Origin of the sequence: Flavobacterium sp. 5 (assembly GCF_002813295.1) — a bacterium.
Taxonomy (GTDB): domain Bacteria; phylum Bacteroidota; class Bacteroidia; order Flavobacteriales; family Flavobacteriaceae; genus Flavobacterium.
Map to the genome: position 1 here is coordinate 2,458,413 of NZ_PHUE01000001.1, position 13,928 is coordinate 2,472,340.

General features: G+C 30.5%; 17 protein-coding genes. 2 read left to right on the forward strand and 15 right to left on the reverse strand.

Annotated features, from left to right (window positions below):
* Positions 1-6 precede the first annotated feature (6 nt).
* A complete protein-coding gene (locus tag CLU82_RS09990) occupies positions 7-768 on the forward strand; it encodes a succinate dehydrogenase/fumarate reductase iron-sulfur subunit (RefSeq protein WP_100842960.1) in 762 nt (253 codons plus the stop codon).
* 355 nt (positions 769-1,123) lie between these two features.
* Complete coding sequence (locus CLU82_RS09995) at positions 1,124-1,888, forward strand: amidohydrolase (RefSeq protein WP_100842961.1); 765 nt, start codon at positions 1,124-1,126, stop codon at positions 1,886-1,888.
* On the opposite strand, the gene CLU82_RS10000 is transcribed toward CLU82_RS09995, so the two are convergent.
* The 15 genes from CLU82_RS10000 to CLU82_RS10070 all read right to left on the reverse strand — a co-directional run bounded on the left by CLU82_RS10000 (position 1,880) and on the right by CLU82_RS10070 (position 13,867).
* Entirely contained in the window at positions 1,880-3,562 is a 1,683-nt protein-coding gene (locus CLU82_RS10000; RefSeq protein ID WP_100842962.1) for an Ig-like domain-containing protein, read from the reverse strand. The two genes, CLU82_RS09995 and CLU82_RS10000, sit on opposite strands and share 9 nt — an antisense overlap.
* Before the next feature lie 240 nt (positions 3,563-3,802).
* Positions 3,803-4,777, reverse strand: coding sequence for an outer membrane beta-barrel protein (locus CLU82_RS10005; RefSeq protein ID WP_100842963.1), 975 nt, complete (start codon positions 4,775-4,777; stop codon positions 3,803-3,805).
* Positions 4,778-5,231: 454 nt separating this feature from the next.
* Positions 5,232-5,942, reverse strand: coding sequence for a PH domain-containing protein (locus CLU82_RS10010; RefSeq protein ID WP_100842964.1), 711 nt, complete (start codon positions 5,940-5,942; stop codon positions 5,232-5,234).
* Positions 5,943-6,013: 71 nt separating this feature from the next.
* On the reverse strand, positions 6,014-6,385 hold the full coding sequence (locus CLU82_RS10015) for an MmcQ/YjbR family DNA-binding protein (protein ID WP_100842965.1): 372 nt from the start codon (positions 6,383-6,385) through the stop codon (positions 6,014-6,016).
* Entirely contained in the window at positions 6,386-6,736 is a 351-nt protein-coding gene (locus tag CLU82_RS10020) for a DUF4260 domain-containing protein (protein WP_100842966.1), read from the reverse strand.
* Complete coding sequence (locus CLU82_RS10025) at positions 6,736-7,134, reverse strand: GNAT family N-acetyltransferase (RefSeq protein WP_100845000.1); 399 nt, start codon at positions 7,132-7,134, stop codon at positions 6,736-6,738. Before CLU82_RS10025 ends, CLU82_RS10020 begins: the two co-directional genes overlap by 1 nt.
* Before the next feature lie 32 nt (positions 7,135-7,166).
* The gene (locus tag CLU82_RS10030) at positions 7,167-7,766 is read right to left on the reverse strand and encodes a hypothetical protein (protein ID WP_100842967.1); all 600 of its coding nucleotides are present in this window, start codon (positions 7,764-7,766) and stop codon (positions 7,167-7,169) included.
* A gap of 3 nt (positions 7,767-7,769) precedes the next feature.
* Positions 7,770-8,834: a DUF4421 family protein gene (locus CLU82_RS10035; protein WP_100842968.1), complete on the reverse strand. Its 1,065-nt coding sequence runs from the start codon at positions 8,832-8,834 to the stop codon at positions 7,770-7,772.
* 62 nt (positions 8,835-8,896) lie between these two features.
* Positions 8,897-9,679, reverse strand: coding sequence for a cyclase family protein (locus CLU82_RS10040; protein ID WP_100845001.1), 783 nt, complete (start codon positions 9,677-9,679; stop codon positions 8,897-8,899).
* A gap of 4 nt (positions 9,680-9,683) precedes the next feature.
* A complete protein-coding gene (locus CLU82_RS10045) occupies positions 9,684-10,139 on the reverse strand; it encodes a DUF3291 domain-containing protein (protein ID WP_100842969.1) in 456 nt (151 codons plus the stop codon).
* Positions 10,140-10,191: 52 nt separating this feature from the next.
* Positions 10,192-10,641: a GNAT family N-acetyltransferase gene (locus CLU82_RS10050; protein WP_100842970.1), complete on the reverse strand. Its 450-nt coding sequence runs from the start codon at positions 10,639-10,641 to the stop codon at positions 10,192-10,194.
* A gap of 29 nt (positions 10,642-10,670) precedes the next feature.
* On the reverse strand, positions 10,671-11,801 hold the full coding sequence (gene hemW / locus CLU82_RS10055; protein ID WP_100845002.1) for a radical SAM family heme chaperone HemW: 1,131 nt from the start codon (positions 11,799-11,801) through the stop codon (positions 10,671-10,673).
* 118 nt (positions 11,802-11,919) lie between these two features.
* Complete coding sequence (locus tag CLU82_RS10060; protein ID WP_100842971.1) at positions 11,920-12,801, reverse strand: hypothetical protein; 882 nt, start codon at positions 12,799-12,801, stop codon at positions 11,920-11,922.
* A 36-nt stretch (positions 12,802-12,837) separates the two neighbouring features.
* A complete protein-coding gene (gene ruvC, locus CLU82_RS10065) occupies positions 12,838-13,392 on the reverse strand; it encodes a crossover junction endodeoxyribonuclease RuvC (protein WP_035686340.1) in 555 nt (184 codons plus the stop codon).
* A gap of 46 nt (positions 13,393-13,438) precedes the next feature.
* The gene (locus CLU82_RS10070) at positions 13,439-13,867 is read right to left on the reverse strand and encodes a DUF1003 domain-containing protein (RefSeq protein ID WP_100842972.1); all 429 of its coding nucleotides are present in this window, start codon (positions 13,865-13,867) and stop codon (positions 13,439-13,441) included.
* Positions 13,868-13,928 lie beyond the last annotated feature (61 nt).

Genomic DNA, 13,928 nt, shown 5'->3' on the forward strand with positions numbered 1-13,928 from the left:
AAGATTATGAGCGCAGCAAAAAATATCAATATAAGCCTTCAAATTTGGCGTCAAAAAGATGCTAAACAAAAAGGAAAAATGGAAACATACAAATTGAATGATGTCTCTACGGCTAGTTCATTTTTGGAAATGTTAGACCAATTAAACGAACAATTAATAAACGAAAAGAAAGAGCCAGTTGCATTTGACCACGATTGTCGTGAAGGAATCTGCGGAATGTGTTCTTTGTATATCAACGGACGTGCACACGGACCAGATACTGGAATCACTACTTGTCAATTACACATGAGAATGTTTAATGACGGAGATACGATTGTTATTGAGCCTTGGCGTTCTGCAGCATTTCCAGTAATTAAAGATTTAATTGTAGATAGAACTTCTTTCGATAGAATTCAACAAGCAGGAGGATTCGTTTCTGTAAATACTTCTGGAAACACTATCGATGCAAATGCAACTCCAATTAATAAAGGTGATGCTGATAAAGCTTTTGAAGCAGCAGCTTGTATTGGTTGTGGAGCTTGTGTTGCTACTTGTAAAAATGGTTCTGCTATGTTATTTGTAGGTGCTAAAGTTTCTCAATATGCGTTATTACCACAAGGAAGAGTCGAAGCTACTGACCGTGTTTTAAACATGGTTCGTCAAATGGATGAAGAAGGTTTTGGTAACTGTACCAATACTGGAGCTTGTGAAATCGAATGTCCAAAAGGAATTTCTTTGGAAAACATCGCTCGCATGAACAGAGAATTCTTATCTGCGAGTTTGAAATAATACTTTCAAATATTTTATATCAAAAACGTCCCGAGAAATTGGGACGTTTTTTTTGTTTTATCTCATTATTTTTGAATGGATATAATATGCAATTTAGATAGCTGTATAAATTATAAACAAGATTCAATAAGCAATTTATGTAACTATATAAAGAACAAACAATATTCAATAAATAATTTAAAGAATTATATAAATTACGAACAAGACTTAATAAACAATTTAGATAAATGTATAAATTATAGACAAGATTCAATAAACAATTTAGATAAATATATAAATTATAAACAAGAATCGATAAACAATTTAAATAATTATAGAAATTCCATCGAACAGTTAATTTTACTAATTTTATAATATGAAAATTGCACTTATCCAATCCTCTTTATCTTGGGAGAACCCAAAAGCCAACCGAAATCATTTCGAAGAACAAATCAATGCTATTGATGAAATAGTAGATTTAATTGTACTTCCGGAAATGTTCTCAACGGGCTTCACTATGAATCCATCAGCTGTTTTTGAAACTATGCAAGGCGAAACCGTTTTGTGGTTACAATCTTTGGCAAAAGTCAAAAGTGTGGCTATTACGGGAAGTTTGGTTGTCAAAGAAAATGATAATTTCTATAACCGATTGTTGTTTGTTTTTCCTTCTGGTGAAATTCAATTTTATGATAAACGACATTTGTTTACTCTTGCTGGTGAAGATAAAATTTATACAGCTGGAAAAGAAAAATTGATTTTTGAGTACAAAGGCTGGAGAATTTGTCCTTTGATTTGTTATGATTTGCGTTTTCCTGTTTTTGCTCGAAATGTTGAAGAATATGATCTCTTAATTTATGTTGCCAATTGGCCAAAATCAAGAATTCTAGCTTGGGATACTTTACTACAAGCGCGTGCCATAGAGAACATGAGTTACACGATTGGAGTTAATAGAGTAGGTTTTGATAATAATAATTTCGAGCACAATGGATATTCCCAAGTTGTTGATTTCTTGGGAAATTATATTTTGGAGCCAATAGAGACAGAAGGTATTTTTATTGTTGAATTGAGCAAAAAAGAGCAGCTTCAAGCCAGAAAAAAATTTAATTTTTTAAATGATCAAGATTTTTTTGATTTAAAATGAACTCTTTTTCTTTCTTTCTTCTTCCTTAGTTTTCTTCTTTTTCTTGGGTTCAGGAGTGTATGGAATACTTAAGTCAAAGGTTTCTTGGTAATCAAAATTAACATGAACATCTATTTCTTTAGAACGATAAATAACTTCTTCGGCTTGTTTCTTTTCTAAATAACTTCCGGTATCCCACTCCTTATTTTTATTATCGTCATAAATTGCTCGAAAGTTGTATATAGCTGGTTCGACCAGATTAAATTGGATCTCTGTTTTGGATTCGGTATATTCGCTTGCTTTTACTATGTCTCCTTTTTCATTGGTCAATTCGATGATAACTGGAAAACGATTTACATTTTTCAAAGAGAGAATGATATTCCCATAATCTGTATAGTTACGAGTAGTAGTTTTAAAAGATAAAGTGTCATTGGTTTTTTCTAAAAAATCAACAACTGCACCAGGTAACATCTTAAAGTTGTATTTCTGTGCTTCATCGATTTTAAAATCAACATATAATTGCTGTTTAAATTCATCGTAGGCTGTAGTAAATGGGACAGCAACCGAATCTTTGTCGATAAGCGTCATTTTGGTTTTATCAAAATTTACTAAAGGAGTACTGGATTCTAAAGTAAATCGATCCCTAAAATTTAAAGTTCCTGATTGAAGAGCTTTAATGCTTAAGGTGTCATTTTTTTGTTTCTTAATTTTAAAAGTAAAGTCTTTTGAGTATTTATCTTTTGTAATATTTAGTGAAAGTGAATCGACTTTCAGTGGTTTATACCAAATTTGCAAAGAGTCTTTTTTATCTATTCTAGTGATTATGGCTGGAATTATCTCCTCTTTATTTTTCAGAGTAAGTTTGGCTAATTCTCCATTGCTTTTTGGATTCCCTTCATAACCAATAATTAATCTATTTCCGGAAGCTTGGCTTGGTTTGTTGGCTTTGAAAGGAAGTGCTTCTTTGAATAATTCCAATTCAAAAACAGTATCGTTAGGAATGGTCACAATTTGTTTGTTAAACCCAATTTTATCGGATTTGGGATTGAATTTGTTATTGCTATTATTATCTTTCATAGCAACCAAAAAGTATTTACCAGCTTTTAAATTTTCTAATCTAAACGTTTTTAAGCTATCTAAAGTGTTGGTAATGTATCGTGGATTTTCTTTATAGACGGTAGAATCGTTAAATTTTTCATTTGCTTCATAAAGCATAATTGAAACAAAAGAAGGGGCTTCTTTATCATAAGCATCTTTTATTCTTCCTCCAAGAGCTAATGAATCAATATAATCTCCAGTTGAAAATACGTATTTAAATTGGTTAAAAGGGTTTCCTTCATTGTTATCAGCAATACTTTGTCCAAAATTAAGGCTGTATGTAGTGTCTGGTGCCAAAGTATCATTTATGGTAATGGATAATGTTTTTGACGCAGTTGTTGGAATGATTAATAGTTCATTCTTCATGGGAGGTGAAACAATTAATTGCTTGTTAAGATTTTTAAGCTTGATGTTTTCGTCGAAAGTAAGTTTGATTTTGTTTCCAGTAAATTTTGTAGAATAATTTTCAGGATAACTAGATTTCAATGTTGGAGCGATGGTATCTTTCAAACCACCAGTTATAGAACCTCTTTTGGCACAACTTATAAAAAAAATCAAAAGCAAAAAGGGAAGATATTTAAAATGTTTTTTGAACATAATGAGCTAAAATTTGATTCTACAAAATAACAATTATATTTACTGTAATCGAAATATTTTAGCAATTATTAGAAGCTATTTACGGCTATCCGCTTGTGTCTTTTTATAAAGTGAAGAAAAATCACTTCATAAAAAGGATACCGCTTCTATCAGGGCTAGGGTATTTGGGTTAAAAAAAAATTAACCAAAAAAAAAGACCTTCTTTACAGAAGGTCTTTATAATATTTTAATTAGTTCAAATTATAGGCTGTATTTCAATCCTAAAGTAAAACCAAGACCAGAAATTCCAACATAAGAACTTAATTCATTCATAGGTTTTGTTTCGTCAAATCCAGTTGAATTATATGTTGAATTATTGGAATTACTATCTAAATGATCAACATAATCTGTGTGAATTGTAGAATATGTTGCTTTTCTGAAAGATGTAGTAGTATTCAATTTATCTACACCATTTTCAGTATATTCTGTAGTTTCTTTAGTTTTTCCATGAACAGTAAAGTTACGGTATTCTAATTCAGCAAAAGCAGAGATATGATTTCCTAATTTATAAGAAGTACCTAAAGCAGCCATAAAACCAACAGTAGCATTAGGTTTAACGACATCTTTTGAATATGCTACGGTATTTGCCACTTGATTGGCGCCTACAAAAGTTGCATAATCTCGGTTAGTTTCGATTTCTAATGTTCCATGAACAGGAACAATAATTCCAACTTTAGTATATGGTTCAAAACCATGAGATTCACCTAAAAACATTACAATTGCTGGAGCTAAATCAAAAGCTTTAATTTGTCCTTCGGCTGTAAAACTTAAATATGTAACTGGTGTACTAGCAGTAGGACTTGGTGTAACAAGTCTATCAGTTGTTTGAGCCATAGTTTTAGAATTACTTGAATAATAATTAGCCGCCAATTCTACTCCTAAGCGTGGAGAAAAACGGTAACCAGCAGTAATTCCACTTCTAAATCCTTCTCCAAAAGATCCTGTCACACTTTCTCTTGAAATTAATTTATTATTTGTCAAAGTACCCGCATAAACATCTCTATTTGGCAACTGTCCTCCAACAACTGGAAATTCAGTTGCGGCAGTTTGTATAAAATAAGAACCTCCTAGTTTAAAATACCAAGTTTCTTTTTTACTATCTGTTGAGTTAGTAGTTTGTCCTACCATAGTCATAGTAGAAACCAATAATCCTAATAAAAATAATTTTGTCTTCATGTTAGAAATTTAAATTTGGACAAATTTATATTTTATTACCTTTCCTATGAACAACGCTTCGTCGAATAACACAAAATGATTATTTTATCTTAAATTTTTTGATGTTAATTGTATTTTTTTGTTAAAAACACTTATTTAAATCATTTATTTTCCAAAAATAACAATGCATGCATACTATTATATTGAAGAATAATATTACATTTAAATTAAAAATAAGTTATTTAACGTGTGTTTTTACAGATAGTTAGTGATGATATTTCTTAATTTAACATTTTTAAATAAAAAAATTCACTTAGAATTTAACTTAAAATTCAAGAGTTCTTTTTTGAATAAATACATAATGGATTGTTATTGCTTTTAAAAATTAAATAATAGAATTAAGCTTGAACCCCAAAAAAAAGTCGGAAATGTGAATTTATTATTTCCGACTTTTAACTTTGTATTTTTGAATTATTTACATGTGACTCAAAATCACTTTTTTGAAAGCATCATACTCTCCTTGTAAGATCAGTCCGTTATCAAGGAGTTTTTTATAATTTTGAAGTTTAGCAAAAAGTTCGTCTTGTGTTAATTCACTATCTTTTTTCTCAGCTGAAACTGTTGTGTCTTCAAGAATAGGTTCTGCAAAATTTGAAACAACAGGCATAATTTCAGCAAAATCTGTCACTTCTTCTGTTTCCATTTCTTCAATCAATTCTGATTCCTGTATTAATGAAGGAGCAATTTCTTCAGTTATTACTGATGCTGGAGTAGCAGTCGTTGTTGTAGTATTTTTCAATAAATCCAATTGTTCTTTGGCATACGTAAATATTTTACGTGCTTGAATCTTAGGAATATAATCAATTGAAACCTGTAATTCAGTTTTGGTAGAAAAAGAAAATTCAGACCCAAGAATGTTCTCTTTTATAAAAGTCGCTTCAATATCATCCCAAGTATAATCAATAAAGTTCATCGACAAGCCTAAGTTTTTAGGTTGACAAATGATAATCCTTTTGTTAGTCATTACAATACTATCTGGAAGTACGGTCAATGCAGGTTTTTTTTGTACTGCAATGTATCCTACTTCTTCATTTTTCATTAAAATATCCTGCAACTTTGAAGTTACTTTCTCAATCGCTTTTGGATCTTGTTCTTCGTTTAAAAACTTTTTAATTTGTTCTTTCATTTTTTTATAAAGTTGCTGAGTTACTAAGTAACCAAGTTGCTATGTTTTTTATTGTTTTACAAAAGTAATGTCTATTTTTCTAATTCAATAATTTCCATTTGAATTTTCTTCGTTAAACTTTTAAAAACCAAGTCATAGGAATGATCGATTAATTCTTTCAATAAAGTATTTGAAACATCATTGTTTACCGTGATAGTGTTCCAATGCACTTTGCTCATATGGAAACCTGGATTTATGGCATCATATTCAGCACGTAATTCTTGTGCTCTTTCGGGATCGCATTTAAGATTTATATGTGGATTTCCTTTTTCCCATTGCAATAAGGATGAAAGAGCAAACATTTTCCCTCCAACCTTAAAAACCAAAGTATCTTCATCAAATGGAAAATGCTCAGTAACTCCTTTTTTTGAAAGACAATATTCGTAATATGTTTCTAGATTCATTTATTTTCCAATTTCACCCAAATGGGTATATTTAAAACCTTTTTCGTATTTCAATCCATAACCAAGTATCCTGTCCATAGCCGAATGCGAGAACAAAATAACTCCTAAAAGTTGAATTTCTGCATTGGAAAAATAAACTCCCGAAAGATATAAAATAACAGCAATACCTCTATGATGGGCAATATTATAGCATACAGCACCAATTTTATCTCCAAATATATAACCAATCATAGATAAATCTGGAACTAAAATTAAGACTAAAAACCACCACCAAGCATAATCGATTTGATTAAAAAAGTAAATTCCGAGTATAAATAATCCTAATTCTTCTAATTTGATAATTGATTTCATTATACTATTTTTTCCATTAATTTTTCGGGGTGTGCTAATGCTTTGAAACCAAATTTCTGATACAAAAAATGAGCATCAGATGTTGCTAAACGCCATATTTTTACTTCTTGTAATTGTGGCTCTTTCATCATAGTATCGATTAAAATAGAAGAATATCCTTTCCCTCTATGTTCTTCGGTTATAAAAACATCCATCAAATAAGCAAAAACTACATAATCGGTAATCACTCTGGCAAAACCAATTTGAGTATCATTAAGATAAATTCCAAAACAAACTGAAGCATCAATTGTTCTTTGTACTTCCTCAAGTGTTCTTCCAGCTGCCCAATAAATATCCTTCAAAAAATGTTGAATGAATGGAACATCTAATTTGTTTTTATCAGTAGAAACGTAAATAATATTGTCCATAACGAACGTTTGAAAATTTTATTTTAAAATATACTTATTTTACCCTCAGCAAATGGCTTATCAAATAAAATTGTCGAATGGTCACTTGTGTCATCATAAGAGGATTTTGGCAAAACAGACGGATTGGAAGGGTATTTTTTTCCATTAAATGATAAATCTTTAAAAACTCCCCGGTCATTTACCAATAAGACTGCCCAACCATTTTTAGTCGTATTTTCAATATAAACAGGCGCTTCCATTACGGTAAATTTAGTAATTATTTTTTGGTGATTGTCTAAAAGTAAAAATGTACAACCTCCTGAACCACAAAAATAAGGAGAAGAAAAGCGAACAAAAGTTTCTGGAATAGCATCTCCATTCAAATCGATATTTTCAAATTGAAATTTATGATCACTTTCTGTTAAAAATTTCATATCATCTTTAATGTAATCATGAACCATAAAATTTTTCAATTTAATTTCTGTCGAATCAATAATTACTTGAGGGTTTGTTTTTACAGTATCAGAAATTGTGCTAACACCATCTTTTACAATATTTTTTTCTTCTTTTACCTCTTGTTTTTTGTCACTACAGGAGAAGAGCACAAGAGTAACTAAACCTAATAATTCAATTTTAAGCTTCATACCTTATTTTTTAAAGTTTAATTTATCGTCGATTTTGTTTACAGGTTTGCTAATAAATTTTGGAGTATCAAATCGGTATCCAAAATACAACAATCCAAACGAACCATCACTTGAAACAATTTGATTTTTACTTTCATTATAAAAACTGGTATTAAAATGAAGACTTAATCCCAAAAGAATTCTATCTGAGTTATATCCCATTTTTAGTCCGCCATTAAGAGTTGTCAAAAAATAGTTATCCTGTTCTTTTTCTTGAATTCCAGATTCATTCGTTTTAGAATTCATGAATTTTACACCTATAGCAGTTGTCAAATTAGGTGCTATGTAAAATCTTTTATGAATGATAAAATTATAAAAATAACCAGTTCCTAAACTTACATCGTATTCATTTTGTTCGGCGTTTAAAATAGTTGCATCCAAAGAAGTTCTTTTATAATCATAAATCAGTGTTGGAATAAAACTTCCTGCACTTTCCTTTTGCCATTCAGTAAAAGAGGTGATACTTTTTAGGGAAAAATTTGGATTGAAAATATAGGATGTTGACATTCCATATTTTATTATTTTTAAATCGGGAAATTGAATATATGGATCAATGTCGGGTTGCCAATCAGTAGAGAAATCTTGTGTATTCTCGATATAATACCCTTTAACTCTACTATAATCAACCGTCTGAAGCCATTTTCCCAAAAAAAAGCGAAAGTTGTATTCTGAGAATTTAGATTTTCCTTTTTTATCTTCATCTTTATTTCCTCCTATAAATTGAGGATAAAATCCATAACTAAAACCTATGAATTTATAATCTACTGATAAAAATACTTTGTAACTATTATTGGTTTCCAAATCTAGATTACTTCCATTTTTGTCTTCTAGAATTTGAGCATCTGTTTGAGTACTTAAATTTGCTCGAATCAGTATTTTATCAGGGTAAAACACAAATTTTGAAGTGTCTCTTTCTTTTTTTTGACTAAAAACAGTACCATTACATAAAAACAAAACAGCAAAAAAAACTACTGATTTAAGTAAATATTGATTAATCTGCTGGGTATAAAATACTCTTGTTGTTTTCAACTCTTAATTATTTAAGAATAATGATGACAATTTAAGCATTTAAAGCCAATTTACAATTCCTCCTACAAAATACTATACAAAATTGGCTTACTTGGACTCGCATCATTTTCAAACGAAGCAATTTGTAAATTCAATAAATAATTTCCGTCTTCGACGTTATCATCTACAAAAATCATCTCGGTAATTGTAGAATCTAATCTCGCATTAGGGTTCAAATTATTAACATCTTTTACATTCCAAAATGCTTTATGAGCCAATAATTTCCCTTCATCGTGTTCTTTATCCACGCTAGGTAAATCAATAAGTAAATGTTTAATTCCGATTTCGCGAATGAAATGTGCTGCGCTCTCTTCTAGATACGGTGGATTGGTATTCGAATATTTTAGGTGTTTTTTTATTTTAAAATTAGGCAATGTTCTAATGATCAGAGCTTCTGTATTCGATCCAAACTCAATTGAAGTATTCAACGTTTTTTTAATCTGTTCTCTTGTTATAACCAAATTTTCATCTTGACTTTCAGGAACAATAGAAACTAATTCGGCCAAAAAGAAAAACTGCTTTAACGATTCATTGATGCTGTAAAAATCGTGTGTAATATGTCCAAGACATTCTGTGTGTGTTCCGTGTCCATGGGGGTTAAAGAAAATATTATTGAAGTTAGTTGATGATTTTCCTTCAGATACTTTTCCAATCCAATCTCCAAAGACAACTGGTTCTATTACGGGTTTTTCTATATACCAGGCAATTGGATTTTCGTCCGTATTCGTTAGCGGAATTGAAATATCAATAGGTTTTGATAAGTCAACCTCAATAGTTTGATCGTTATGTTTGATTGTAGCTTTCATAAAACTAATAAAATGGTTTGGGATATTTCTGTTTAAGGCTAAAAACAATTTCTGAAGTGCCATTTTTTTGTAAATAATCCAGTTTTTCCATTGCTTCGGTAAGATCTGGAATTTCCCCTTTTTTAATCCACCACATTGCAGTTGAAATCTGTCCAAAAGTCTGAAACCATTCTTTTCTACGCCTTAAAAACTCCGAATGGAAGGTTTTATGCATATAATGTTCTAATGTTTCGATACTTTCCCAAATCGAATAATTCACAATAATTTGTTCATCATTGTAGGGATTTAAATTAGTTGCATTATTGTCTTCATCCTTTAATCTCCATATAAATCCGTCACTGTTTTCGGCAATTTTATTAACTTTATCTAGATTATCGACAAACTCTTTCATAATAGGGTCGTTAATGTTTACACCCTTTATTCTAGCTATATTTATTTCTGCAAGTTGATATTCTGCCATTTTTTATTCTTCTATTTGATAAATTCGTTGTTGATAATTGATTCAATAGTTTTTAAAGTTTCATTTCCATAATCGGCATGAATCTGTTTTTAATTGAAGTTTCAAATTCGCCAATTTTTATAAATCCCATTTTCTGATAAAATTTTTCTGCATTTGGTTCTGAATTAAGAATGATTTTTTTGCATTTTTCATCTCGCATTCTTTTTAAAAAATCAGCTATTAAGTATTTACCAAATCCTTTTCCAATATATTCGGGCAAAACAAATAAGTTATCGAGTTTGACAGTATGATTTTCTTCAGTTATATATGAATAGTAACCAATAATTTTAGTGTCACTAACTAATTTAAATACATCATTTTTTTCGATGTAATCCATAGAAACAGTTAGACTATTATTCCATTGTAAAATTTGTTCTGGAGAATATCCCCAGTATGCTTTTGACTTTTTTGTGATTTCTGTTAGGATCTCGTGCTCTTCACTATTTGCTTTTTCAATTGTCATTTTGAATATTTTCCTTAGTTAAGTAACTCCTACGAATTTAAGAAAAATAAATCCGAAGCAATTCCATCGGTAAGAAATTTTCCTTTGGGAGTAGGTTTCAAAATATTATTATCAATTGAAAGTAAACCGTCATTTATAAATTTTTGAGTTTGTTTGTGCAAATAGTTTAAGTAATCCATTCCAAATTCGGTTTCAACTCGCTGAAGCGAGACGCCCCAAATAGTTCGTAATCCCGTCATAATATATTCATTGTAGCGGTCTGTAATGGACAGAATTTCTATTTCGTTAGGAAGTTTATCCTCTTGTATAGACTTTAAATAAAGAGAATTATTAGACACATTCCAACTTCGGGAAATACCATCATAACTATGCGCTGACGGACCAATACCAATGTATTTTTTGCCTAACCAATAGGCCGAATTATTTTTAGAGAAATAGTTTTCTTTACCAAAATTTGACAATTCATAATGAATAAAAGCATTCGCTTCAAGCGTTTCAACAAGAATGGCAAAATGTTCCTGGGCTAATTCATCATTGGGTTTGGCAATTTTTCCCGTTTGAATAAGCTTGTTCAAAGCTGTTTTGGGTTCAACAGTCAAAGCGTAACTCGAAATATGTGGAATTCCAAAAGATAGAGCTGTTTCAATATTTTGTTTCCATTTTTCGTTACTCATGCCTGGAATTCCATAAATCAAATCCAGCGAAATATTATCGAAATGTTGTGTCGCAAATTCTAAACAATTTTTGGCTTCTGCCGAATTATGAGCGCGATTCATCATCTTCAAATCATCTTCGAAAAAGGATTGAATTCCGATGCTTAATCGGTTTATTGGGCTTTGAGATAATTCAATAATTCTATTTTTAGATAAATCATCAGGGTTTGCTTCGATTGTTATTTCTGGATTTTCGGAAACATTATAGTTTTTATATACTTCTGAAATCAAAAATTGTATTTGCTCAGTCGTTAAAACACTTGGCGTGCCACCACCAAAATAAATCGTTTCAATAATCTCATCTTGAAACTCTTTTTTTCGCATCTGCAATTCTTTGGCAATAGCCAAAACCATTTCTTCTTTCTTCTTCATTGAAGTCGAAAAATGAAAATCGCAATAATGACAAGCCTGCTTACAGAATGGTATGTGTATGTAGATTCCGGACATAATAAAAAAAGAGCAAGTTAAATCTTGCTCTTGAATAATTACCATTAATCTCCGATAAATTTAAAATTATCTTTTTAATCCAGTTCGGTGATTAATTGTATATTTAAATAAATGTTATTTATCTTCCTTCTTTAAACTTGCCACTTGTAATTACAATTTTTGATTCATTAACGGGGTTAGTTGCTGTCAAACTAAAAGTTCCCTCCAAATAAGAATCATTTACTTCAGAATACGTTATAGTTCCAGAAACATTATAATTTATAAATTCATGAGTTTCTAAATCAAATTTCATGAAAGAAACTCTGTTATAAAATTCATTGCTTGTAAAAACGTACGTACCTGTTTTTACGTCGGCTTTTGGAAAAACAATACCTAAACTATATTCTCCATCATTTTCAACATTAAGTGTTGTAATTTTGTCAAAATCTATTAATTCAGTAGAACTATCTAGTGACATTCCATGCCAATCTTTACCATCAAATTTCGCAAAAGTTCCTAATCCTGGAATATTTGGCACTAAGTTATCATACGGCACATTAAACGAGCCGCTTACGGGTATGAATTTTGATGGATCGGTGCTATAATTCGCATCGTAATCGTATCCGTCTTCATACAATTTACCGGAAAACTTTACTTTAACTGTTTTATTGATCGTATTAAGATCCTCCAAAGTAAAGGTAAAAGTGTTGGAGGTAAAAACCTCTGAAACCTCATAGCTTGTTCCTGAAGTACTAAGAGTAAAGCCTTGGTACAAATTCCCGTAAATATTAAATTTAAAGTCAACACCAATTCCATCAGCTGTTTGTCCAGTAACTTTGATGAAATCATCTATTTTAATAGCTTTCCATGAACTAACTTTTTTTACTTCATTATTGTAAACAAAGTCAAAAGATGCAGTTGTTGATTGATTCCCATTATTATTATTATTATCATCTCCAGAAGAACATGATGTAGCAAGAGCTATAAATAGCATAAAAGCTATAATTTTAATTTTTATCATTATTTAATAAACTTAAGTTAAGTTTTACAAATATAACTATTTTCTTATCTTATCCTCATTCTGTTTCACAAAAGCATCCCAACCCGAATAACTTTTTCCTGCAACGATTTTTCCTGAATTAAAAAAATGACAAACTGCCGCTGCCAAACCATCTGTTGAATCTAGATTTTTTGGTAATTCCTTTAAACCCAAAAGTTGTTGAAGCATTTTGGCAACTTGCTCCTTACTAGCATTTCCATTTCCGGTAATTGCCATTTTTATTTTTTTGGGCTCGTATTCTGTGATTGGAATGTCTCTCGAAAGTCCCGCTGCCATTGCAACACCTTGGGCTCTTCCTAATTTCAACATCGACTGAACATTTTTCCCAAAGAAAGGAGCTTCAATCGCAATTTCATCGGGATGATGTGTTTCGATTAATTCTATGGTACGTTCAAAAATAATTTTTAATTTTTGGTAATGATTGTCGTATTTGGATAATTGCAATTCGTTGAGTTGCAAAAATTCCATTTTTTTATTGATAACTTTAATCAATCCAAAACCCATAATTGTGGTTCCTGGATCAATACCTAATATGATACGTTCTTTTGTCAAGGTTAGTTTTTTATTTATGTAATCTATGATATATTTTAGTTCTAATCTATTTACTCGAATTGATTTTGGCCTCTTCTAACATCGTAATTATTTTGTCTAATTTTTCGACTTCGATTTTATCCAATCTCAAGGCCAAAGCTTCAATCTCTAATTTTGCTTCAATGTTGGTTTGATAGTCTGATTGTGCTTGGACTCTGTCTCTTTCACTCTGTCTATTTTGAGACATCATAATAATTGGTGCTGCATAGGCAGCCTGAGTTGAAAAAAGTAAATTTAATAATATAAAAGGATAAGCATCCCAATGATTGAAATACGCAACAAGGTTTAGTCCCATCCAAATTATTACAAAAACAGTTTGAATTATAATGAATTTCCAGGATCCCATTCCTTTGGCGACTGAATCTGCCAAACGGCTACCATATCCTAGAGTATCCCTATGTCTTTCGTGCCAATTTTTATTGTGAAATAAATTCATAAGTTTTAATTGTTAGATGTATTCTTCATTGTTTTATTACAGAAAGTGAATCTTAATTAAT